The 24,235-nt window shown below is 40.9% G+C and carries 19 protein-coding genes; 12 read left to right on the top strand and 7 right to left on the bottom strand.

Features of this window, described 5'->3' with window-relative positions; all coding sequences use genetic code 11:
- The 5 genes from ACZ5GY_RS09345 to ACZ5GY_RS09325 form a co-directional block, all read right to left on the bottom strand.
- Nucleotides 1-597, bottom strand: a complete 597-nt coding sequence (locus ACZ5GY_RS09345) for a sugar transferase (RefSeq protein ID WP_464111786.1) — start codon at nucleotides 595-597, stop codon at nucleotides 1-3.
- Nucleotides 594-1,736 carry a DegT/DnrJ/EryC1/StrS family aminotransferase gene (locus ACZ5GY_RS09340; RefSeq protein ID WP_464111785.1) on the bottom strand — a complete coding sequence of 381 codons (1,143 nt, stop codon included), beginning with the start codon at nucleotides 1,734-1,736 and terminating at the stop codon, nucleotides 594-596. The genes ACZ5GY_RS09345 and ACZ5GY_RS09340 overlap by 4 nt, the downstream gene beginning before the upstream one ends.
- A 7-nt stretch (nucleotides 1,737-1,743) precedes the next feature.
- Complete coding sequence (locus ACZ5GY_RS09335) at nucleotides 1,744-2,937, bottom strand: glycosyltransferase family 4 protein (RefSeq protein ID WP_464112116.1); 1,194 nt, start codon at nucleotides 2,935-2,937, stop codon at nucleotides 1,744-1,746.
- Nucleotides 2,938-3,000: 63 nt separating this feature from the next.
- Nucleotides 3,001-3,588, bottom strand: coding sequence for a GNAT family N-acetyltransferase (locus ACZ5GY_RS09330; protein WP_464111784.1), 588 nt, complete (start codon nucleotides 3,586-3,588; stop codon nucleotides 3,001-3,003).
- A gap of 28 nt (nucleotides 3,589-3,616) precedes the next feature.
- Nucleotides 3,617-5,449: a polysaccharide biosynthesis protein gene (locus tag ACZ5GY_RS09325; RefSeq protein ID WP_464111783.1), complete on the bottom strand. Its 1,833-nt coding sequence runs from the start codon at nucleotides 5,447-5,449 to the stop codon at nucleotides 3,617-3,619.
- 498 nt (nucleotides 5,450-5,947) lie between these two features.
- On the opposite strand from ACZ5GY_RS09325, the gene ACZ5GY_RS09320 reads away from it, so the two are divergent.
- The 3 genes from ACZ5GY_RS09320 to ACZ5GY_RS09310 are packed head-to-tail and all read left to right on the top strand — an operon-like array spanning nucleotide 5,948 to nucleotide 10,741.
- Nucleotides 5,948-8,194 carry an SLBB domain-containing protein gene (locus ACZ5GY_RS09320; RefSeq protein WP_464111782.1) on the top strand — a complete coding sequence of 749 codons (2,247 nt, stop codon included), beginning with the start codon at nucleotides 5,948-5,950 and terminating at the stop codon, nucleotides 8,192-8,194.
- Between the two features lie 15 nt (nucleotides 8,195-8,209).
- Nucleotides 8,210-9,457, top strand: a complete 1,248-nt coding sequence (locus ACZ5GY_RS09315) for a GumC family protein (protein WP_464111781.1) — start codon at nucleotides 8,210-8,212, stop codon at nucleotides 9,455-9,457.
- A gap of 18 nt (nucleotides 9,458-9,475) precedes the next feature.
- Entirely contained in the window at nucleotides 9,476-10,741 is a 1,266-nt protein-coding gene (locus ACZ5GY_RS09310; RefSeq protein WP_464111780.1) for a hypothetical protein, read from the top strand.
- 35 nt (nucleotides 10,742-10,776) lie between these two features.
- Here ACZ5GY_RS09310 and ACZ5GY_RS09305 read toward each other — a convergent pair whose 3' ends face one another.
- Nucleotides 10,777-11,796 (bottom strand): Wzz/FepE/Etk N-terminal domain-containing protein, encoded by a 1,020-nt coding sequence (locus ACZ5GY_RS09305; protein WP_464111779.1) that lies wholly within the window; start codon nucleotides 11,794-11,796, stop codon nucleotides 10,777-10,779.
- Nucleotides 11,797-12,129: 333 nt separating this feature from the next.
- Between ACZ5GY_RS09305 and ACZ5GY_RS09300 the strand changes: the two genes are divergently transcribed.
- Nucleotides 12,130-14,145 carry a methyl-accepting chemotaxis protein gene (locus ACZ5GY_RS09300; protein ID WP_323401960.1) on the top strand — a complete coding sequence of 672 codons (2,016 nt, stop codon included), beginning with the start codon at nucleotides 12,130-12,132 and terminating at the stop codon, nucleotides 14,143-14,145.
- Between the two features lie 90 nt (nucleotides 14,146-14,235).
- Here the strand turns inward: ACZ5GY_RS09300 and ACZ5GY_RS09295 are convergent, their stop codons facing one another.
- Nucleotides 14,236-15,228: a DUF128 domain-containing protein gene (locus tag ACZ5GY_RS09295; protein ID WP_213695616.1), complete on the bottom strand. Its 993-nt coding sequence runs from the start codon at nucleotides 15,226-15,228 to the stop codon at nucleotides 14,236-14,238.
- A 229-nt stretch (nucleotides 15,229-15,457) separates the two neighbouring features.
- Here ACZ5GY_RS09295 and ACZ5GY_RS09290 point away from each other — a divergent pair, with 229 nt between their 5' ends.
- The 8 genes from ACZ5GY_RS09290 (at nucleotide 15,458) to ACZ5GY_RS09255 (ending at nucleotide 24,220) form a co-directional block, all read left to right on the top strand.
- On the top strand, nucleotides 15,458-16,846 hold the full coding sequence (locus ACZ5GY_RS09290; RefSeq protein WP_213691199.1) for an acyclic terpene utilization AtuA family protein: 1,389 nt from the start codon (nucleotides 15,458-15,460) through the stop codon (nucleotides 16,844-16,846).
- Nucleotides 16,846-18,246: an MmgE/PrpD family protein gene (locus ACZ5GY_RS09285; protein WP_464111778.1), complete on the top strand. Its 1,401-nt coding sequence runs from the start codon at nucleotides 16,846-16,848 to the stop codon at nucleotides 18,244-18,246. Before ACZ5GY_RS09290 ends, ACZ5GY_RS09285 begins: the two co-directional genes overlap by 1 nt.
- Nucleotides 18,243-18,569, top strand: a complete 327-nt coding sequence (locus ACZ5GY_RS09280) for a DUF4387 domain-containing protein (protein WP_213691201.1) — start codon at nucleotides 18,243-18,245, stop codon at nucleotides 18,567-18,569. The genes ACZ5GY_RS09285 and ACZ5GY_RS09280 overlap by 4 nt, the downstream gene beginning before the upstream one ends.
- On the top strand, nucleotides 18,562-19,941 hold the full coding sequence (locus ACZ5GY_RS09275; protein ID WP_464111777.1) for an MmgE/PrpD family protein: 1,380 nt from the start codon (nucleotides 18,562-18,564) through the stop codon (nucleotides 19,939-19,941). The genes ACZ5GY_RS09280 and ACZ5GY_RS09275 overlap by 8 nt, the downstream gene beginning before the upstream one ends.
- A 14-nt stretch (nucleotides 19,942-19,955) precedes the next feature.
- The gene (locus ACZ5GY_RS09270) at nucleotides 19,956-21,341 is read left to right on the top strand and encodes an MmgE/PrpD family protein (protein ID WP_464111776.1); all 1,386 of its coding nucleotides are present in this window, start codon (nucleotides 19,956-19,958) and stop codon (nucleotides 21,339-21,341) included.
- 2 nt (nucleotides 21,342-21,343) lie between these two features.
- On the top strand, nucleotides 21,344-22,618 hold the full coding sequence (locus tag ACZ5GY_RS09265) for a 3-isopropylmalate dehydratase large subunit (protein ID WP_213691204.1): 1,275 nt from the start codon (nucleotides 21,344-21,346) through the stop codon (nucleotides 22,616-22,618).
- Complete coding sequence (locus tag ACZ5GY_RS09260; RefSeq protein ID WP_213691205.1) at nucleotides 22,618-23,133, top strand: 3-isopropylmalate dehydratase small subunit; 516 nt, start codon at nucleotides 22,618-22,620, stop codon at nucleotides 23,131-23,133. Before ACZ5GY_RS09265 ends, ACZ5GY_RS09260 begins: the two co-directional genes overlap by 1 nt.
- Nucleotides 23,134-23,197: 64 nt before the next feature.
- Nucleotides 23,198-24,220, top strand: coding sequence for a TAXI family TRAP transporter solute-binding subunit (locus tag ACZ5GY_RS09255; protein WP_213701637.1), 1,023 nt, complete (start codon nucleotides 23,198-23,200; stop codon nucleotides 24,218-24,220).
- The last annotated feature ends 15 nt before the right edge of the window (nucleotides 24,221-24,235 follow it).

The following is a 24,235-nucleotide window of genomic DNA, read 5'->3' as shown; positions in this document are numbered from 1 at the left end:
CTAACATAAAAGGCTCTTTATAGTTTTTAAAATAATTTTTATATCCCCTTTTACAGACCTATTTCGTACATACTCGGTATAATACTTAAGCTTAATTGGAAGTATCTCTCGTATGTATGTTTCTTCTGGATTTCTTGATTCTTGTAGTAGCGTATTTTCGTCTTTAAATTCAATTGAAGCTAAATCAGTAATTCCAGGAGGAACAGAAAATATTATCTTCCGCATTGAATCAGGGTAATGTTCTACATATCGAGGTACTTCTGGCCGAGGCCCTACAAGGCTCATTTCTCCTTTGAGCACATTGATAAGTTGCGGAAGTTCATCTAATTTATACTTCCTTAAGAATTTTCCAGGTCTGGTGACTCTTATATCTTCTGCGGTTGTGAGTTGTAATCCTTTTTTTTCAGCATCTGGAACCATTGTTCGAAACTTATATACATAAAAATGTTTCTCTTTATGTCCCACTCTTTTTTGCTTAAAAAGCGCCGGTCCCTTAGAGTCTAACTTGATCCATACGGCGATAAAAAAAAATATTGGAACTAATATAAGAAGCCCAGGTATAGCAAGGGTCAAATCAAAGAGACGTTTTCTTTTCATGATAATAATATAGATCTAACCGTTTTAATTACTTTATCGACATCTTCATCAGTCATTTTCGAATAAATCGGAAGACTCACTGCATTTTCATATGCATGTGTGGCTTCTGGAAAACTATTATTTTGTAAGTGATATGTGTTCTGCCAATATGGTTGCATATGCAGAGGTATAAAGTGGACACTGCAACCTATTCCGGCTTCAGACATTTTTTGAATAAAAGCATTTCGCTGAATGGGGGCGTCTTGAGTAAGTCTAATAACAAATAAATGCCAAGCATGGTCTTCTCTTTCATCTGGAGAGTGGGGAAGAATAATGGGAAGATCATCAAAGGCTTGAAGATATCGTTTCGCAATGGCAGCTCGCTTTTCTTTAAACGATTGAGCTTTTTTGAGTTGATGAATGCCAATAGATGCAGCTATATCTGTCATATTGTATTTAAAACCAGGGGCAACTATTTCATAGTACCAAGATGGTTTTTCAGAAGTATACCGGTCAAATGCGTCACGATCAATTCCATGAAGCCGCATTATACTGCAACGTTTTGCTATCTCGGGATTGGCTGTGACAACCATTCCTCCCTCACCTGTGGTAATAGTTTTTGTTGCGTAGAAGCTAAAAACAGCAACATCAGAAGATAATGTTCCTACATACTTATTTTGATAACGTACGGGAAAAGCATGTGCAGCGTCTTCAATTACCTTCAAACTATATTTTTTGGCAAGAGATAGCACGGAATTCATATTACAGGGTAATCCTGCTATATGAACAGGGATGATAGCCTTTGTGTGAGAAGTTATAGCTTTCTCAATAAGGTCGGTATTGATATTGAGCGTTTGGGGATCAATATCAACAAAAACCGGATGCGCACCTACATAACGAATAACTTCTGCTGTGGAAGTGAAAGTATATGTTGTTGTAATCACTTCATCTCCAGATTTGATTCCAACTGCTTCTAATGCCAGATGCAGCCCGGCAGTGGCAGAACTTACTGCTAAAGCTTGTATATTTCCGCCTAAATAATTTGCAAAATTTTTTTCAAACTGGCGAGTTTTAGGCCCTGTCGTTAACCAGCCGGATTGTAATGAATCAACAACTTCATTTATTTCTTCTTGACCGATATCGGGTAAAGCAAACGGCATAAAGTTTTTATTTTCCACAGTAATCACCTTTCTTAATTTCATGTAAAAAAGAAGCAGCTAACACAGGATATGTGTGGTGTTCTAAAACATATTTTTTGCCTTTTTCTCCCAAATGACATCGTTCTTCTTCTGGCATATTGTATATTTTTAGAATCGCTTTTGCGATAGCTTCTGGATCCTCGGGAAGGATAGATAAACCACACCCAACTTCTTTTACGGGGTCGTTTCCAGCATCTATCGCATTAATTATAGGTCGTCCCGACATCATGTAATCAAATAATTTATTCATTGATATTCCGTATCTATACAGGTTGGTTCTCTTAGCAGCAATAAATAAACATCTCATATTATCCAACAATAAGGGAATGATAGTTTTAGGTATTGGCGGTAAAAAGAAAATGTTATTTAGTTTAAGTTTTTTTGCTTGATTTATTAACCTCTCTTTTTCTGGGCCTTGCCCCACAAGTACGATTACAATTTTCTTCTCTTCAAGTAGTGAAGCCGCTTGTACGAGATATTTTAATCCATTGGCTAAGCCGTGACTCCCTGCATATCCTACGAAAAAAGAGCCTTGATGTTCTTGAAAAAACGTTTGATGTTCTGGCGGTAATTTAATATTGTTGTTTTTCCATTCGTCTATGTTAATTCCATTAGGAACATGAACAAATTTCTTAGGGCACATTCCTCTGGTTTCTAAATGTTTGTTCGCAAGGGGGAGAATAGAAACAATTTTATCTGCATGTTTGCATGCATAATCTTCCCCGCGTTGCATTACCCATATGAAGGGATGTAAAGGCGACATGTGCCCAATTTCCATTGGGGATAATGGCCATAAGTCGTGAACTTCAAAAATAAGTTTAGCATCAAAACGCTTAGCAATATGGTGCGCAGGGAAGATATCCAAAGGGTATGTAGACGATGCTATTATTACGTCAGGACGGTCTTTATTTGCTATTTGACGCAAATATTTGTATAGCTTCGCGACAAAGCATAGCATATTCTTAACTCTGCCCAATCCGTTACCAGTATATGAAGGTGTTTTTAACCATACATAACGAATTCCATCTATTTTCTCTTCTTGAATAGAAGATGTTATGTAAGGTTGTTGGGAACGAAGATGAGAAAAAGATGCAGCTACAATTGTAACTTTATGACCAAGTTTTAACCATTCTTTTGCCATATAGTAAGGACGATATTCCATTCCCATTGCAGGAGATCCCGCGTAGTGATTTATAAGTAAAATATTCACTTTTAACTCCATTCTTTAACTTAACTTTTTTATAAGGTAAAAACTATGGTTTTCTTCTTTTTCTAATTGGAATCCCATTTTTTTGTAGAAATTTATGGCCCTTTTATTTGTATCTTTCACCGACAAGCCATATTGAAGTACCCCTTCTAAGTGTTGTTCAAAAGTACTGACAAGTGTAGAAGCTAAATCTGTTCCTTGCATATTTTTCGAAACCGCAATTGATAAAAGACGAATAGATTTCGAAGAAGAGGTTTGAACTTCTTTTTCTATTGGTTTATTCTTCATTTGTTTTACACGGTATAAAGCATCTATATATAGAGATGGTATACATATAGTAGATGATAAAATCATCAAAAGATTTTTCTTAATAAAATTATTTTTACATGTTTGTAGCTTTGCGGAATCTCCTCCCATAACAAATCCAACTACATTATTTTCTTGAAGTGCCACAAAGAACAAAGAGGTGTCTAGAAAAGATTCATAAAATTTCTTTATAATAAATATAGGATAATGCCCTAAAAAATGATCTCGAAATTGCTCTTTGTGAAGAGATGCAATTCCTTTTATATCCCCAATTGTTGCTTTTCTAATAACATAAGGCATAGTAAAATTAAGCCTCCTTAAGAAAAAATTATTCTTTAAATTTATAGCGTGGCACAATTTCTTTTAGAGTTAAAATAATCTCTTGTTTGTTGCAACTTGAAGCTGCTTCAAATAAAGATGTAAGTTTGCCTTCCATATCCTTTGGCAAATCATTGCTTTTTGCTTCATATATTTTTTTATGATGAGTTGCTGTTGTGCCTTCTTCCGCTGTAAGAAGCTCTTCATACAACTTCTCGCCAGGGCGTACGCCAGTATAGATAATTTCAATCTCTTCAGATTCAAAGCCTGAAAGGCGAATAATGTCTTTAGCTAAATCAACGATTTTAACAGGTTCGCCCATGTCGAGAACGAAAACCTGTCCGTTTTTGTTCATGCCTCCCGCTTGTAAAACGAGCTGCGCCGCTTCGGGTATTGTCATAAAATATCGTGTCATTTCAGGGTGGGTTACTGTTACAGGGCCACCCTTTCTGATCTGCTCTCTGAAAATAGGAACAACGCTGCCGCGAGAACCGAGAACGTTTCCAAAACGCACAGATATAAAGTGTTGCCCCTCTTTTGCTTCTTTGGCAGCTTTTCGTACCACCATTTCTGCCACCCGTTTAGAGGCGCCCATAATAGATGTGGGGTTTACTGCTTTGTCTGTAGATATGTTAACGAAGTAATGCGTATTGAATTTTAGAGCGCATTTTACGAGGTTTTGTGTCCCCCCGATATTGTTTAAAATAGCCTCATCGGGGTTGCATTCCATCATGGGCACATGTTTGTGGGCAGCTGCATGAAAAACGACTTCCGGTTTGTATTTTTCAAAAAGCTTTTCCATTTTACTTTTGTTACGAACATCAGCTACAAGAATTTTATACGGTATGGCATTGAATTGTTCTTTTATCTCTCTTTCTATGTTGAAAAGACTATTTTCTCCGCGTCCAAGAAGAATAAGAAGCTTGGGTGAAAAATGACAAACCTGACGACATATTTCAGAACCAATAGATCCGCCGGCACCTGTTACGAGAACAACTTTATTTGCAATATACCCCGCTATAGAGTCAAGATCAAGTTTAACAGGTTCTCTGCGAAGAAGGTCTTCTACTTCTACAGGTCGTAGAAGCGAAATCGACACTTTACCGCTCAACACTTCATATATACCAGGAATAATTCTATATTGAACTTTTGTCTTTTTTGCTATTTCCACTATTCTGCGTACTGTTGAGCCTGGGGCTGATGGCATGGCGATAACAACTTCTTCTATGCCGTGATTATGAACAACGTTTTGAAGGTCTGCAATTTTCCCAAACACATCAAGCCCTAAAAAGCGAGTATCTTGTTTTATAGGGTCATCATCAAGGAAGCCCACTGGAACAAGACCTGATTCTGGGTGACGAAGCATCTCGCGAGCTATCATGGTTCCCGCATCACCGGCTCCTATGATGAGCGTTCTTCTCTTGTTTATGCCGACTTTACGTCCAACCACTTCTTCAAAAACCATTCGGCAGGCAAATCGACTTGCTCCCATAAAGACAGCGTACACAAAGGCATCAATAAGGGGGATACTGCGAGGAATATTATAGATAGATCCCAACATAAAAGCGACAGAAGAGGCCACAAGAGCAAAAGTTACAGTTGATTTGGCAAGAACAAGGGCATCGCGCGTTCCAACAGTCCGCCATGATTGGCGGTGTAGCTTGAAGTAATAATTGAGTACAATTTTGATGAAAACACTTAAATAAATATAAGTAAAAGCCCGAGGGGCGTATTTATCTAAAGGTAGACCAATACGAAGAACAAAGGCACAATAAGCAGATAACGCTCCGAGAAAAACATCTATACAAAGTTTGATAAGAAGCATACGTTTACTCTTCGACATGGTTCATACCTAAAAAGATTTTTTGAAACGCTAGATGAGAAGTCAAAGAATGATAAAGCGAATATTTTCTATGGATCTTGCTCATACAACATTGTCTCCTTAATAAAGAATATTGGTAGACTGGCATCTAATGCCAGCCCGTCCTTTTGCAATATTATGAGGCTCTTTCTTGAGAAAAACAACTTGCGATAAATGTTTATGTTAATTTTATTTTGTACTAAAAAATTAATCACCGACACTATAGGAAGAAAAAATATTTCCGTCAAGTGGAACATAGTCGTTCTTTGAAAAAATTGTTTGAATGGTTATTAAAAATAATACAAACAGTTATAGTGCAGTTTAAGTCTTGTTTTTTATACTAAAAAATATAAAAAAGACTTTTTCTGATGGGTAATTATACCTATTGTGATTAGGCTTGCTGTTTGACCTCTAATTCCGTATAATGAACCACCGGAATGTTCAGCAATATTTACTAAGCCAAAATGGGGGTCCTCTATCTTGCGAAAGTTTCTTATGAATGTTGGGGTCTTTATTTTTTTAGTCACTTCCTTTTCTATTGCACAAGCGACAGAGGTAGGAAGTTCTGATGGTGGAGGAGTTGTTTTGCCCGATGTTCCAGCGGTGCAAGAAAATGGAAAGATACAATCTCCATCTATAATTCTTCCAGGTCAAGCTCCTCTAATTCCAGATATTTCTTCCCAAACTGAAAGCCCAAATTTCCCAAATCCTTCTTCGTTGCAAAATTCAATTGATGATCAATGGAATATAAATGATGTAGATGATTCAAACCTAGCTGAAGGAATAGCTGAGTTCAAACGTTTTATTACAGGAAGTTTGCCAGAAGATCGTTTGACTCATATTCAGCGATACGGTACGCAGTTTTTCAAAAACGTTCCGTCGACTTTTGCCCCTGGCGATGTAATTCCAATACGTCCAGATTATGTAGTTGGGCCAGGAGACCAGGTTCGAATTAGTATTTGGGGTATGGTTGAAGGAAATTGGAATGAAACAATAGACCGTCAGGGTAATATCACTATCCCGAGGGTTGGGGTCATTGGCGTTGCGGGATTAACGTTCGGAGAGCTTCAAAACGTTCTTGAGCAAGAGTTCTCTAAGTATTTCTCAAATTTCGAAATGAATGTAACATTAGGAGCTTTAAAAAGCATCAAAGTTTATGTCGTTGGAAATGTAAAAAAGCCGGGAGCATATACAGTGTCATCTCTTGCAACTCTCGTAAATGTGCTACTTCAGGCTGGTGGCCCAAATTCAAGTGGTTCCATGAGACAGATTGCAGTGAAACGAAATGGAAAAACCGTTACGACTTTTGATATGTACGATTTGCTCATGAAGGGCGATAAAACTAAAGATATCCGAATGATGCCTGAAGATGTAATTTTTATTCCTGTCGTTGGTCCTCAAGTGGCTATTGTTGGAAATGTTCGCCAGCCAGCTATCTACGAACTCAAGAATTCATTAAATGTAGATGGTCTGATTACTATGGCTGGAGGAATGTCGGCTACTGGTTTTGATGGCCGTGTGCAAATGATGCGAGTTGTAGGTCAGGAATACAGAACGGTTTTTGAGGGGGATTTAAAGAAGCTTTCAAAAAATTCTCTGAGAACAACCACCCTTAAAGACGGAGACTTTTTGAGAATTTTTTCTGTTATAGAGCGCCAAAGCACAGTGCGAATTACGGGGCCAGTAGCTAAACCGGGGAATTTTTCTATTGAACCAGGAAAGACTAGGTTGAAAGACGTTCTCGAATGGGCTGGTGGGCTTCTTTATTATGCAGCTGATGATGCGGAAATTACAAGAGTTGAGGTGTCTTCTCAAGGCCCAAAGACAGAACGATTGCGAGTGAATGTAAAGAGAGCATTGGCAGAAACTTCTACTGATAACGTTCTATTGAAGATGAATGATTTTATTTTTATAAGAACCGTTCCAGATTGGAAACTCTATAAAAAAGTTTTTATTTATGGAGAAGTGAAATATCCTGGGGAATATTCTATTAAAGAAGGAGAGCCCCTTTCATCTCTTTTAAAAAGGGCTGGAGGTTTTTCCGATAGAGCCTATCCCAGGGGAGCGATCTTTACACGAGAGAGCGTTAAAAAAACGCAGCAACAACAGATTCATGAAATGGTACAACGAATGGAACGAGAACTTCTTGCTGTGAACACTAACGAAATGTCATCAGCGCTCTCTTCTGAGGAAGCACGTATTCTTCAAAGTGAAACAGAACAAAAACGGCGTTTGTTGCAAAAGATGAAACAGATTCAGGCAACAGGACGTATTGCGACATTGATAGCGGATCCCAACGTATTAGAGGGAACAAGTTACGATTTAACTTTGGAAGAAGGAGATGCGCTCTACATCCCTTCAAATCCATCTACAGTGCAGGTAATTGGATCTGTTCTTAATCCTTCAGCCTTTGTTTATGACAAAAGATTAAATTATAAAGAGTATATTCTTATGGCAGGTGGATATACGAGTGAAGCAAGTCCTTCCAGAATATATGTTCTTAAATCTGATGGCACAGCAGTTCGCGTAAAGGCTTCTGCGAGAGAAGTTACTCCTTGGGTAAAAGAATTTAACAAAGAAAAATGGCAATTAATAGAGCCGGGAGATGCCATTGTCGTTCCTCAAAAGGTGGCAAGTTACAAGGGGCTGCGCCAAACTAGGGATTATATAGACATGATTACCAAAATAGCTATTACGGCGGCGAGTATTCATAATATTACAAATTAAAAAGGAGTGCTTGATATGTCTGATTTCGAAAAAAAAAGCCATATTCCTGACGTGGAAGAAGACGAAATCTCTCTTTTTGATGTATTGCTTGTTTTAGCGCGTCAAAAGAGGGTGATTGCATATGTAACGCTCTTATTTGTAATAATTGCTATCATTGCGAGTTTGATGATGACAAAGGTTTATCAGGCTTCGACAAGAATATTGAATCCCGTGCAAAGGCCTTCCTTCGCCAATTTGATTGAGCAACAAGCAGGAGCTTTATCTGATTTGATTTCTTTGAATGTTGGTGGTGGCAATATTTATGTAAGCATGTTAAAAAGCCGAAATATGCAAGACCGTATTCTTGACCGTTTTGCTTCTGCCAATTGGAGAGAAGAGCTAGAAATATCTCAAGAAATGAAACGGCTTGATGTTGTTCAGAAGTATATAGGAGAACTGTCTGTTGCTGAAGAAACAAATGGAACGATATTAATTTCTGTTAATTATACTGACCAGCAAAAAGTAGCTGAAATAGCCAATGCTTACGTCGATGAACTCCGATATATGGCTGACTCTTTTTTTGTTACGGAAGCAACTCAACGTAGACTTTACTATGAAAAGGAACTTGAGAGTGCACGAAAAGCTTTATCTGCCGCAGAGAATCTCTTGCAAGAGTTTCAAGAGAAAACAGGAGTTTACATGGGAGAAGCTCAATTAACAGCTAATATTCAAAATAGAATCAATATGCGGGCTCAAATTGCAGCCAAAGAAATTCAGCTTCGTTCTCTTTTGTCTTATGCTACAAGACAAAATCCCGAAGTGGTAAAACTTGAAAGAGAGATAAAGGGGCTAAATGAAGAAATTGAGCGATTAGAGATGAATACTGGGTCTAACGATCCACTTAATCCTGTGGGCGGCATGCCGGCGGCACGCTTTGAATATCTAGATAAATATCGAGACTGGAAGTTTAAGGAAGTTCTATACAGTACGTTGCTTAAAATGTACGAAACGGCACGTTTAGATGAATCGTACACACCTGTTGTTATTCAAGTGCTTGATGAGGCAGTGACTCCAGAACATCGTATAAAACCGAAACGAAAATTAATGGTAATTATGGCTGGTATGTTGGGGCTGTTTGTTTCTATCTTTTGTGCTTTTGTTATTGAAGCATGGCAAAGAGCAACAAAAGATCCTGAGCAATCTCAAAAAATGCATGAGTTAAAACAAACTTTGGGATTGAAATGGATGAGGCAGTTCTTTAATCGCCCTTCCCATACAAATTAGGTAAGGTCGCTTTGCGGAATGAAAAAAAGCTTTTTTATAGTTCTGGTTATATTTTTTGTTGTAACTTGCCCCTTTGAAAATAAAATATGGGGGGCACAGGATGAGATAAATTCGCAAGGATGGTTTTTTCCTGGCATCGGAAGTGGAAATGGTTTTTGGCGTCTTAGTGTCGGAGCCCATTTTTGGAAAGACCATCTGGATGTGCGTAATTTGCAATTTTTAGCTGATGTGGATATTCTCCCATGCTTACGCTGGCATGCAATTGTTCGTTCAAATGATACTTTGAATGGTTTAGAGAACTGGTCTCCTCGGTTTGATGAGAATTTTGTTGAGGCATACGGCTTTTATACAACGACTTCAAGTGTTCTTAGCTTAAGTGGAAAGCTTGGAAGAGTGCGATATTTACGTTTCCCTTATCCTGATGCTATTGCTACTTTTGACCAGGTACCGGGAGTTGATGACCTTGTTGGAAAAAACGAAACAAGCTATTCAGGTGTCATCTTAACAGCGGATTATGCCCATAAAAGCGGATTGGGATTCCATGCGACATGGATAGACTGGGGATTAGGCATTGACCGCCCCTCAGATTGGGCAGAAAAATATATTTTTTTTCGTAATGATTTTGAAAAGTGGCATTATGAGGCCCGTTATGGCGACTTGCCAGTGAGAAAAGAACCCTTAGGTCAGACAGAACGAGGATTTAACCTGTTTGTAGGGCGTTCTTTTAAAGATTGGTCGGTTGGCTTTTTATATGAAGAGCTGGATAATCAACCGGCATATACAGGAATTGTTGTGCGCTTTGCCCAAGATGATATAACTAAAAAAATGGGAGAACTTGCCTTTGATTATACGCGAACGCCTCGTGGGCATGCTGTTCAGGTGCCCCTTCTTTCAGGCACTATAGGGCATGTTCGGAGAGTTGATTCAACTCAAGAACCAGTCTTTAGGGGGCTATTACAAAAAACAGGTAAAAAAGGTTTTTTGGAGCCGACAAACTATGTACTAGTTGGGGAAGTTAAGGCAGAAAGAGTACGGACGTACTGGCAGAATGGCCAGGTGAGGAATTTTTATGAACACCGATTGGCGAGTCGGGGAGATACTACGTCTTCTGATTTAGAGGTTCTTATGGTGGAGGACCCTTGGTATCTGGACCTTGAATCTTTGGTAAGTCCCCATACAGATCTCTGGAGCTGGGATGACTTAAAAGACTGGGAAAAAGACCGAATGGGGCCGGCGCAGTTAAAACAAAAAGTTATATATCGTTTCTATCGCTATAAAAAATAATAAAAGCAGGTCTCGTTATTAGCTACAGCGCATTTTTACTTTTTAAACGATAATGATTTACGTATGGCTGCTAGCTTTTGAGCTCGTTCCGGATCATTGTTAGCATTGCGAAAGAACTCTCTGGTGAAAGCCGCAAATACGCTTAAAAAAAGGCCTAACGTAGTTGCAATAGCTACGAGAATAGAACGTTTAGGTTTGATGGGAGACAAGTGTGGAATAGCTTCCTCAAGAACCATTATATCTATAGGGCGTTTTAGCTCTGCTAGAGCTGTTTTGCGTTGTTGAAGCATATGATATTGGTTTTCGAGAAGAGAAATCTCGCGAAGATGTCGAAGATATTCGAGCCCCCCATCTGGAAGCTCATATAAAGCTGCTGCATTAGGTGCATTTTCGGATTTTGAAAAAGAATAGAGCTGTGCAGCTTTTTCTTTTGAAGATGTTGTCTTTTGTATATAATAGGCAAAATCTTTTTCCTTTTCGGAGAGATTTTTTCTCACATCATTGATTTCGAGTGAAATAGTATTTTCCAGTTGGGTAATTTGGGCATTTTGGTTTTGAATAAGAGATTCAAGCTCTAACTGCGCTATTGTCACAGCTTGGTTTGCGGCTGTAGCCGCTATGTTAGGCGTGTCGGCAGTTGCTGTGAGTGTAATAACCTGCGTTTTGTTATCCAAAGTTGCTTGAAGCGCAACTGTTGAACCCTTTCCTTTTTGAGACAAGCTGGCTTTTGTTTTACTGATTACGTTGTTGGTTGAAAAAAGCTTTGTGATAAGTTCTGGCGTAAACGTAGAGACACTACGTACAGAGGTCGAGCTTTTATCTATAAAGATAGACTCATCTGATCGGGATAACAAAACCGTTGTTGATGAGCTATATACTGGGGTTATTATGTAGCTTGCAATAAGAGCCCCACAAGTAAAAAAAAGGGTGATGCCGATAATAAGCTTCTTGTTCTTTAAGAGAACAAGTAAAAGATCAAGAAGATCTATTTCATCTTCTTTTTCTCTATACGTATTTGGAAAATATTCATTGCGCGGATCGTTAAAATTATTCATATAGCATCATCCTTTGTGTGAGAGCAAAGATTTAGAGTAAAGGTTTGAACGATGAGAAAACATTATGATGATGTTTCCGTTCAAAAGAGTCAATAGGAAAAAAGAGGCTTTATGCTCTAGTTCTTTGGGGCTCAAGAAGTGATCAAGTTAGAAATTGGAATATTTATAGTCTAATTTTAACATTATTTTAAATTCAATGATGAATCGTGCCATAGCCTTTTGCCTGCTCAATTTAAAAAATGCATTATACAGCGCCCTCCATATTTAATGTTTAAAAGAAAGATGATATACAATAGTTACAAAATTCAAACCTTTTGGGGAGGGGGAAGGGTTTTGACCATTCGAAAGAAGTTGCTTGGTGTTAGTGTATGTGTCCTTATTCTCTTTTCCATGGCGCTGTTTGTTGTGAACCAAAGATCTGAACGTTTTTTTGTCCGTTACTTAGAGGCATCTGGTATGGAAACAATTGCGGCAGATGCTCGGATTGTAGGGGCTTTTTTCGAGAAATACGAAAACTTCATGGATGCGGCGGCCTCTACGGCGGAACAATCCTATCGTCTTGATTCAATTTTGAAACCTGCTTTAGAAAAAATGACGACGAAAATGGCGAAGGATGGGGTAATGGCTGTCTATTTGGGAACGGAAGACGACGGCCGTTTTGTTGTGGGAAGCGACTGGGTTCCTCCTGAAGGGTGGGATCCCCGCGAAAGACCGTGGTATAAAGAAGCTGTAGAGCAGAATAAAGCGATTTTTACACGCCCATATATTGATTCTATTACAGGTGGTGTTGTAACAACTGCTGCTATTCCCGTTTATGAAGACTCTAAATTGATTGGTGTTGTCGGTTGCGATATTGATATTACTACCTTAAGTGATTTCGTGGCTAGTTTGAGAATTGGCGGAGAGGGATCAGGCTTCCTTTTGACTCCAGATGGATTGGTAATGGCAAGTTCTCATGAAGAGGATGTTATGAAGGCCAACATGGCAACTCACCATCAGTTTTCTGAGTCTCTTCGAGGTATTGCAAACCGCATGATTAAAGGGGAATCCGGCATGGATAAATTTATGCAAGATGGTGTGGAACAATATGCTTTCTTTGCTCCCACCCGACACGGTTTTTCTCTTGGCGTTACTTTTCCCACATCGGCAATAAAAACCCAAGTTGGTGCTATTACTCGCCAGTTGCTCTATATTGCCGGTGGTATCTTTTTGCTTCTTTTAATTGTCTTAAGGTGGATTTCTGTTGGAATCAACCGTTCTGTAGATATGCTTACATCTGATGTTAAAGAATTAGGCCAGAAAAATTTGGCTGTTCGCTGCTTTGCGAAGGGTAACGATGAAATGAGTGTTATAGCTACGGAGTTAAATAAAATGATAGATTCATTGAGAGATGCTATGGGTATAGGGCGTCGTCAGGCTCGGCAGACTTTAGACAGTTCACAGGCCCTTAGTGCTCTTTCTGAAGAGACATCGGCTTCCATGGAAGAAGTAAAAGCTTCGGTAGACGAGGCAGAGCTAGCTATTAATTCTATTCTCCAAGCGGCCACTTCCGTTTCAAATGTAGTTCATTCTTCTGAAGAAACCGCTCAAGATGTGGCTAAAGAAACTCAGCAGATAGCGTCGCTGACTGAGCAGGCGCAGTCTCTTACAGAAGAGGTTCGAGAGTTAAGCTCCTCTATTGTGTTGAATATAGATAACGCTGTGCATCAGGCAACTGTTAACGGCGAAGCCTCTCGCCAATTGTTGGGATCTATTGATAAGGTAAAGATCTTCGTAGAGACTATTACGAAAATTGCAGACCAGACGAACCTTTTGGCGTTAAATGCGGCTATTGAAGCGGCACGAGCAGGAGAAGCGGGGCGAGGTTTTGCTGTCGTTGCCGAGGAGGTTAGAAAATTGGCAGAAGAGTCGGCCGAGGCAGCTCAGCAGGTTCGCTCTATTACTGATGTGATAGTGACCGATACGGGTAAGACTAATGAAGCGGCAGAAGCGGTGATAGGCATTCTTCAAGAGGCATCTCAGCGGATAAAAGATACACAGATAAAGGTGGGGGAAACGAGTGATATGTTGCCCCAGATTAATGAGGCGGTGCAGAATATAGTAGAGCTGTCTTATGGGCAGGCAACAGAGGCTCAAACTTTAAGCAAAAACACCGACGAGTCTACACGACGTATTGAGGAATTGTTAGAGACAATACGTCAGATCAGCCAGGCCTTTGAAGATACGGCTCGTGCGGGAGAACAGCTAGCCATAGAGGCTCAAAGAATGTCGTCTCAGGCCGAGGAAACTCAGAATATTATGGAAGAGTTTACGTTAGAAGAAGGCACGGCTCTTATGGCGCAAGCGTAGTTCAAGAGTAGTTAAAGAAGGCTGCAAAAGACGAGAAAAAAGGCAGGAGACCTCAAAAGTAAGACGCGAGGTTTCCTGCCTTAATAATTGTTACATATTTCGTATATCGGTCATTTTTTCTACATCGAATAGACTGCTGGCAATAGAGAGATTGGTAGCGATTCCTTTCTCTATGAGGGGGGCAAAAAGGTTGGCTCCTCCATAGATGATCATATAGCCTTTATTCCTGTCTTTTGAGCTTATTCTGTATGAAGGGGAAATAATGCCACCGTGCGAAATAAGACCGGAGAATATTGACGGTGTAAGTTTTTTAAGAGCATTTTGCAACTCTTTATACAGAAATGAAGGAAAAATTTTAATGGCCGCAGTAGCGAGTCCATTCCCCGTTTCTACAAGTTTGCTCACAGAGGTATATTTGCCCCGAATAAGAATTTCACCAGGGCTTAAGGTCGTTCCAGTATGAGAAATGATCTCAGTAAAACCACATGCAGTGAAGTTTTCAAGGCGATAGAGCCCTGTTGCTGACGTTTCTACGTAAATTCCCATTTTTTGAAGAGCGATATCATAGTTTCGAGATGAAACGCATACAAGTGCTACATAATCTTTAGAGATATTGCAATTCCAAAGCTTTTCTGGCTCTTTAGCTATACCAATCAATGGAGAAACACATATATTAACTTCAACAGCCTGTTTTAACTCCTTCAGGGCTTTTTCAAGCTTGTCTTTTTCGAGAAGCAGGCAGTTGACCACAATCCTTCCTTTGTTTTTTAATAGATCGTAAGAGTAGTAAGAAGAGAGTTTTTCTGTTTCAAAAGAGGATGTGCCAATACGATCAAAGACGAAGAGCATTTTTGCTTCGTTAATACCTTTTTCTGTAAGATGGGCCCCCCTGTTTCCCTTCCTCGTAATAAGGTTTTCTGTTTCCATATTCGAGAGGTGATATCGTATCGTTCTTGAATCGAGGTGATAGCCACGTTCTTCAAGCTGTTTTCGTATGTGTCCTGACGATTGTAATCCTTCAGAAAAATAAAGAATGCGAAGTATTTCTATTACTGTCGCTGCATATTTTTCGTCGGCAAACATAAAAAAGACTCCTTTTTTGCTTGGCGTATTTTCGGAGATTGTTGTCCGAATTGCTATCCTGAATATTAATGATCTATAAAGAAAAAAGCAAGTGTTTTAGTCTTTCGGGCTGCTTTTTGCTAGTTTTTTTGAGTGAAAATAGAAAAAAGTTTATGTTGACAAAATACATTGATTATATTAACCTATGACAAAACGGAAGTCAACTTCCGAAAAAAGAGGAGGGAATGTTGTGGAAAAATGTTCACTTCTCGTGTCTACCGGCAATTTGGGTGACAACATTATTGAAGAAGAATCTTTCTACGAAGGGGTAAAGCACCATATTGATTGTTTTGCTGCCGATGCGGGAACCGCCGACGCAGGTCCTACTTTTTTAGGTGCAAACAAACCTCATAACCCAATTGAATGGGAAAGACACGATCTCGAAGTTATGCTTGTCGAATCGAGAAAGAAAAAGGTTCCCATGATTGTAGGTTCATGTAGCACTACCGGAACAGATCGCACAGTAGATCTCTACGCAGATCTTATTCGTGACATTGCCAAAGAACATCATCTCGCACCCTTTAAAATGGCCCTCATCTATTCTCAAGTTGATAAAAATGAGCTCTTGAAACGAGCTGAAAATGGAGAAACAGAACCTCTCGAAGCAGATTTTCCTCTAACTAAAGAAGTAATAGATCAAACGACAAATGTTACAGCCAGTATGGGTGTGGAACAGATTGTTTATGCACTGGAACAAGGTGCCGATGTAATTATGGCTGGCCGTGCTTGTGACGATGCTGTATTAGCAGCCTACCCCGTATTTAGGGGATTTGATAGAGGAATCAGTCTTCATATGGGGAAAGCCGCCGAATGTGCCTCTCTTGTTTGTTGGCCTCAGATGGTTAAAGAGTCTATTATTGCCACCGTTCATCCAGATCACTTTACTATTGAACCGATGCACCCGAATCAGCGAGCTACGCCCCATAGCTTGGCCGCTCATTCTATGTACGAGCGAACCAATCCCTTTGTTCAGGGGCTGCCTGGTGGAATTCTCGATATGCACGAAAGCGTGTATGAGTCTGTTACAGATCGTATTGCCAAGGTTTCAGGAAGCAAATTTGTTACCTCTCCCGATAGAAGTTACAAAGTAAAGCTAGAAGGGGCTGGCGAAGCCGGACACAGAGTCTATCACTTTGTAGGAATCCGCGATCCCCGAGCCATTGAACATATTGACACGATTATAGAAGACACGAGAAAAAAAGTGTCTCATATTATCGGCCCTTCCAGAGATAAAGATTATGAGCTCTTCTTCCATGTTTATGGACGCAATGCCGTTATGAGAGAGTACGAACCTATTTTGAAAACACAATCTCACGAACTGGGAATTTTTATTGAAGTTATTTCGCATGATTTGGAATTAGCTACCACTGTTGCGAAATGTGCTAAATTCCGCTTTTTCTATATGAGCTATCCTGGTCAAATGAACTCTTCTGGCGGTTCTGTTGCCCTTCTCACTGATGAACCTCTCTACCCACAGAATAAGTGTTATCGCTGGACTATCGACCATTTATTGAGTCTTAAAGATCCCCTTGATAGCGGCATTTTTAAATATCATTTCGAGATGGTAGGGGAGTCGTAATGAAAGTTCCCCTCGATCTAAACAACACGTATCTTTCAAAATTGAGCCGGTTCTACGCAGATAGTAACGCATCGGCTATTCCTGAAGATGTGCTTCTGAAAGCCCGTCGTGTACTTATCGATTTTCTTGCCGAAGTTGCAGCGGGGTATAAAACGGGAGTTTTCCCCGCTATTTGCACTACATATCTTTTGGCTCTCGGTGGAAAGCCGGAAGCAACCATTCTTTGCTACGGCAAGAAAGTTCCGGCTCTTCATGGAGCATTGGCTCTTGGTGCCTTAGGCCATTCAATCGAATTAGATGATGGGCATAGATGGGGAACAAGCCATCCTGCAGTGGCTATTATCCCGGCAGCGTTGACCGTTGCAGAAAGGGAAAAAGCTGATTTTACACGTCTTTTGAGAGCTATTGTCGTTGGGTATGATGTAATGCTTCGCGCTGCGCGAGCTATCAACCCATCTCACTTAAGAAGGGGCTTCCACTCGACGGGAACATGCGGAGCTCTCGGTGCCGCTGCTGCATGTGCATGCCTTCATAACCTTGATGCCGAATCCTTTGCTTACGCCGTATCTCTTGGGGGATTACAAAGCGCAGGTTTGCAAGAGATGCTTCACGATCATCCTGAAGTAAAACCTCTTCAGCCAGGAAAGGCAGCCCTTGCCGGCGTTTTAGCAGCAGATCTGGTGAGAGGTGGGGCAAAGGGGCCTCGATCTCTTTTTGAAGGAGAGCATGGATGGCTCAAAGCCATGTGTCATAACGAGTTTTCCGAAGATGCACTCATGGGAGATCTGGGAACTCGTTGGGAAATTATGAAGACCTATACCAAGTTATATCCTACCTGTCGGCATTGTCACGCAGCTATCGACCTGGCGAAGGAGGCAAAAAAAACATTAGGTTTGAGCCTTAACGATATTCAGTCGATTCATGTGAAGACATATGCTTTAGGCATTGTCGAAGTCGGTCAGATCTTTGTTCCAGAGACCTTTGAAGAGGCTATGTTCAGCCTTCCCTTTTCCGTAACTTTGGCCCTTGAACGAGGACACGTAACCTTACAGGATTACGACAATGAATCTTTACATAATGAGGTTCTTCGGCAGGCGTCACTCAAAATACGTGTTGAAGAAGATGAAGCTATGAATCGCCTTTATCCAGAAGAGCGAGGGGCCTGGATGAAGATAGATCTGCATGATGGGCGCTCTTTTGAAAAGTACATTCCCGTAGCGAAGGGAGAACCTGAAAATCCAGTATCTGACAGTGATCTTCTGGAAAAACTCAAGGGTATGGTGGATGTCTATTATCCAGAAGAATTCTTAAGCGGCTTATGGCAGATTTGTGTGGAAAGGCCCATAGACTCTGTCTCCTATGGGGAAATTGTTGATCATTTTGGGAGGTTCCACTCATGAAAACAAAAAATATATGTGACCTGGCCAGAACGGTTCGAAGCAAAAATGCAGGGAGCTTCATGATTACTCTTGAGATTATTTTTGACGACCGTTCTGTCTACGAGAAAGTGAAAAAAAGCGGCGTAGTAACTCAGGAGGCTATCGCCCGTGTCTACGATGTTTCTACAGATAAAGTGCTTGATTTTATGTTTTTTGATCCTGGAATGGGTATAAAGGCCAATCTCCGTCGTTCAATAGCCAGTGGTGGGCCATCTGAGACAGATGTATACGGGTGTCAGCAGTACGCGCCACTCTTTTCATTAGAGGTTCCATGGGATGAGTAACAAGCCTTATGCAAGGAAATTAGCCGAATTTGCTGCCGGCGCAACTTTTTCAGATCTTCCTAAAGAGGTTGTTCATCAAGCACGGCGATGTCTTCTCGATACTGTTGGTGTCATTATTGCCGGTTCGGCTATGGCTGATTCATCGAAGACGATACAAAAATTTGTGAAGAAAATGGCTCCGCAAGGGAAAGCGTCTGTTATTGGAACATCTCAAAAGGTGGAAGGGGCTTACGCTGCTCTTGCCAATGGAGTGGCTGCCCATGCCTTAGAACTTGATGATGGTTCTAAATATGCAACATATCATCCTGGAGCGTCTATGATTCCCACTGCTTTGGCCTTGGCAGAAGAGCGAGAAGATACATTAGGCGATGTGCTTCTTGCCCTTGCTTTAGGATATGAAGTTTCATTGCGTATTGGTACATCGGTGAATCCCTCTCACTATTTAAAGGGTTTTCATCCTACCGGGACAGTGGGAACTTTCGGCACGACTATTGTAAGTGCCAGTTTATCGGGATTAGATGCTGATGGCATTACGTCGGCTCTCGGTATTGCTGGAAGCCTGGCATCGGGTATTAATCAATACGAGATTGACGGCTCGTATGTGAAACATCTTCATCCGGGGAATGCCGCGAGAAACGGCATATTTGCAACCCGTCTTGCAGAAAATGGTTTCACGGGGCCAGGGGAAATTATTGAAGGGCGATTGGGTTTTGCTCACTGTTTTTCCAATACATTTGTTCCACAAATTCTTTATGAAGACCTTGGTGGAAGGTGGGAGTTCTTAAAAATATACTTTAAGCCCTACTGCTCGTGTCGATATGTTCACTACGCTGTTGAAGCTGTTGAAAATATCTTGAAAGAACATCCTTTTGCGGCCGACGATATCGATTTTATACGGGTTCGAACCCATCAGAATGCAAAACAGGGGTCTGATATTCCCGATTATCAGACAGTTCTTCATGCTCGGCTCAGTTTGCAGTATGGAATGGGATCAATGATCGTTCGAGGAAAAGCCGGTCTTCAGGAATACACGGAAGAGAGTATTAAAGACGAGCGAGTCAGAGCTTTGGTATCGAAGATCGCAATTGAAGAAGATGCTGAAATACAGAAACATTATCCTGAAAAACGAACAACTATTGTGGAAATAACAGATAAGCGCGGAGAGACCTTTTCTTCAACTGTAGATTATGCCAAAGGAGACCCACTAAACCCCATGTCAGATGATGACATACGAGAAAAATTTAAAGATGTTACCCACACGCTTCTCGAAGATAAACAGCAAGAAGAAATAATGAATTGGATTATGAATGAAGAACCGACGAAGAAGACTCTTCGTAATCTTATGTCTATGCTCTCAGTGAATGAGGGATAAGGAGGAGAATCGAGATGGCAGATAGAATTAATGAAAGTATTTCTCAGTTCATTTTTGATCTCAAATACGAAGATATTCCCCCAGAAGTAACGTTCCACCTAAAAAATATTTTGCTTGATTCTTATGGATGTGGTCTGTTTGGTTCAACAACACCGTGGATGAAAATCTACAAAGATGTACTTTTGAAAATGACAGACAGACAAGAGGCCACAATTTGGGGAACGAATCAAAAGACATCCACTACGGCGGCTATGATGCTTAACGGTTCTGCCATCAATTCTTTTGAGCTTGATGATACTCATACAGATGGCATTATTCACGTTTCCACGGGAGTTTTGGGATGTATTACTGCTTTTGCAGAAAGTCTTGGAACTGTATCTGGAAAAGATTTTCTGACAGCCGCGGTATTAGCTTTTGAAATTGCTTGTCGTGTCGCGGCTCCTATCGGTACAGAGCTGGCACATCAGGGATTTAATAACACCGGTACGTGTTGCCCATTCGGATCGGCTGCCGGAGTAGCTAAAATGTTGGGGCTGACTAAAGAACAGGTAATTCACGCTATGGGCATTACGGGAAACTGGTCGAGCGGTCTTCAGGCTGTTCAATTTGCGTCTATGGCAAAACGTATTGTGCCGTCGAAGTCTTCTGAAGGGGCCATTGTTGGTTGTCTTTTGGCCAAGGAAGGATTTACCGGCATAGAAGATGTTTTCGAGAATAAATTTGGTGGTTTCTATAATTGTTTCACCGATGATGTCTATAACATAGAACGAACGGCTGGTGAGCTTGGAGATCGTTGGGAGTTGCTTGGCATAGGTTTGAAGTTCTATTCAACGTGTCGCAGCAAGCATTCTACCATCGACACCCTTCGCAGATTCAGACAGGAACATCCGGAAGTTAAACCTGAAGATATTAAGAAAATAAGAGTGGGAACAACTTCGATTACCCATAAATATTCAGTTGATGCTGACGCCATTACCAGCGTTGTAGCAGCTCAATTGAGCCATCCCTATGTATGTGCTGTAACCATGCTTGAAGGAAATGCCTTTGTAGACCAGTTTACTGAAGAGAAAATTCGTAATAAAGAAATTCTTGATTTTGCCAAAAAAGTTGAAGTATACACCGATGAAGAGATAGAAAAGCTTCCACGAGCTCTTCGTTACACAGTAAATGTGGAAGTGGAACTGAATAGCGGTCAAAAATATGCCATGAAAACAGAGTACCCAAAGGGACATCCGAAAAACCCGTTCACGAAAGATGAATTACTTTGGAAATTCAACTCTCTTGCGGGAAAAGTATTTACCGACGAAGAACGGCGCAAGAATATTGTTGAAGGCGTGCTTAACCTTGAAGAACTAGATAATATTCAGACACTCACAAGCCTTTTGAGAAAAGAGGCATAAGAATGGCTCGCGGGAAGACCATTGTCGAGAAAATAATATCATCTCATTGCGGGCAGGATGTATATGCTGGGGATTTTGCCGTTGTCAATGTGGATTTGGCTATGGCCCATGACAGCACTGCTCCTTTGGCTATTCAAGCTTTTCGACAGTATGAAGAGCCTCGTGTTTGGGATGCTTCCCGTTTGGTTTTTGTACTCGATCATGCTGTTCCCAGCCCTAATGAACAGGTGAGTCGCCTTCATTCGATGATTCGCGACTTTGCTCATGAGCAGAAAGCGCATCTTTTCGAAGCAGGAGAAGGAATTTGTCATCAGTTGCTTGCAGAACAGGGTCTTGTGAGACCTTCAGATATTGTGGTGGGGTGTGATTCTCACACCTGTACCTATGGAGCTTTGAATGCTCTTTCTTTTGGTATCGGTTCTACTGATATGAGTGGCGTGTTACTTACAGGTCAGCTTTGGCTGAAAGTTCCTGAAACACTGAAGCTCATTTATGAGGGAAAGATGCAAAAGGGAGTAAGTGCCAAGGATGTAATGCTCTTTACTATTGGCAAGTTGAGATCTGACGGGGCTGATTATCTGGCCCTTTCTTTTACAGGTGAAGCCATAGAAAACATGGAGATCTGCGATCGTTTAACCATGTGCAATATGGCTATCGAATGCGGGGCGAAGGCTGGCATGATGGAGTGTGATGATAAGACAAAAGCATATCTTTCTGGTCGGTCAAAAATGGAAATTTTACCTGTTTTTGACGACAAAGATGCCCTCTACCGTGATACTATAACAATTAATATTAGTGCTTTAGAACCACAGATAGCCCTTCCCCATGCTGTGGATAATGTTTGCCCCGTAAAGAAAGTTGAAGGAACAGAGATCCAGCAGATTTTTATTGGTACATGCACCAATGGCAGGCTTGAAGATTTGCGAGCTGCGGCTTCGATTTTGCGCGATAAACATATTAGTTCGAGCTGTCGGCTCATTGTTGGTCCTGCATCTCGTGAGGTTTTGCGAGAGGCCATACGTGAAGGAATTATAGAAGTTTTACTTCAGGCGGGAGCTACTATTATTCCACCTGGCTGCGGACCTTGTCCAGGAACACATTTAGGGGTTCCTGGGGATGGCGAAAAGGTTCTTTCTACAGCCAATCGGAATTTTAAGGGACGTATGGGTAACAATAAAGCCTCTATCTATCTTGCTTCACCAATGACATGCGCAGCATCTGCTTTGAGGGGATGTATAAGTGATCCCCGGGAATTTCTCGAAATGGGGGATGCGTAATGATTGAGGGACGTGCACACCTTTTTGGCGATAACATAAATACAGATTACATTATTGCCGGTAAATATACGAAAACCCTTGATTATTCCGTTTGGGTTAGTCATCTCTTTGAAGACATTTCTCCGGGGTTTAGTCAGAAGGTGAAGCCTGGCGATTGTGTTGTTGCCGGTCGCAATTTTGGATGCGGTTCCTCGCGAGAACAGGCTGCTGTAGCTTTGAAATATGCCCAAGTCGGGGCAGTTTTGGCAAAATCTTTTGCCAGAATATTTTTTAGAAATGCTATCAATCTCGGAATTCCAGCACTTATTTGTAATACTGATGAAATCCACGATGGAGATCAGTTGGAAATTGATTTAACCAACCAGAAAATTTATAACCTCACAACACATCAAATACTCACAATTGAGCCACTTCCTGATGTAATGATCCAGATTCTTTCCGAAGGTGGGTTAACTCCCTACTTGAAAAAATTCAAGACATTTAAAAAGCCCCAGGTAAAGGAGGGACGCGCATAACGAAAATAGTCGTAATGTAGAAATAACTGAAGATACTTCTGTAGAGAGAAAAGGGGGAAACACAATGCAGAAACATAGAAAGTGGTTATTTGTTACATGTCTGCTGGTGATCTTTTCTTTAGGAATTGCAGGAGCAGGTTATTCACAGGAGACCAGTTTGAATATGGGCAGCACCTCATCATCTTCTGGCGTATATGCATGGTGTGTGGCCGCTGCCAATGTTATCAATAAGGCAGATGCGGGGTTAAATGTTACTGTTGTTGAAAGCGGAGCTGGAATTGATAACCTTAAGAAAGTTCGTGACGGTGTTTTTGATTTTGCTCTTTGTATCGATTTGCCTTCTACACTTCAGCTTTATGAAGGCACAGGCACTTTTAAGGGAGAAAAACCCTACACAGATGTGCGCTGGCTCTTTTTAAGAAATGTTTTCGCCGATCGGCTTTACGTGCGTAAAGATGCCAATATCAAAACTTTCGCAGATCTTGCCGGTAAAAGATTTTGCCCAGGCATTCCTGGTTCAGCTTCAGCTTCGTATGTAATGCAATATAACGATATTTTGGGAACTGGCATCAAATTGATGCCCATGGCTTACGGAGATGCTGTGAATGCCCTTAAAGAAGGGCGTATTGTTGGGCTTCAGAAATCAAGCGGGCTTAACTCGATGGATGCCTCTCTTATAGAAGTGAATATATCTACCCCTCTCGCTGTTATTGGCTACTCCGAAGAAGATGTGAAAAAGATTCGTGAAGACATTCCAAGCATGAGTTTCATGACCACTAAAAAAGGAACAATTTCTCAACTTCCAGATATCGGACCGATCTGGGAAGAGTGCCCCATAGCTGGAGCAGTTGCCAGTACTCGTATGTCTGAAGAAGTGGCATATAACCTCATTAAGGCATATATGGAAGGAATCGAAGAGGTCGCAGCCGCTTACGCTCCCATAAAAGGATGGGATCCTGTTGCAGATTACTTTAAATTCGCATCAGAAGATGCTTTCATTCCAGCCCATCCAGGGTTGATTCGTTATGCGAAAGAAAAAGGGATAGAGGTTCCTGAATACTTTATTCCACCTGAGTATAAAAAATAGGTCGTATAAAGCGTG

The organism is Aminobacterium thunnarium (genome assembly GCF_055390565.1).
This window is presented reverse-complemented; position numbering and strand designations above follow the sequence as displayed.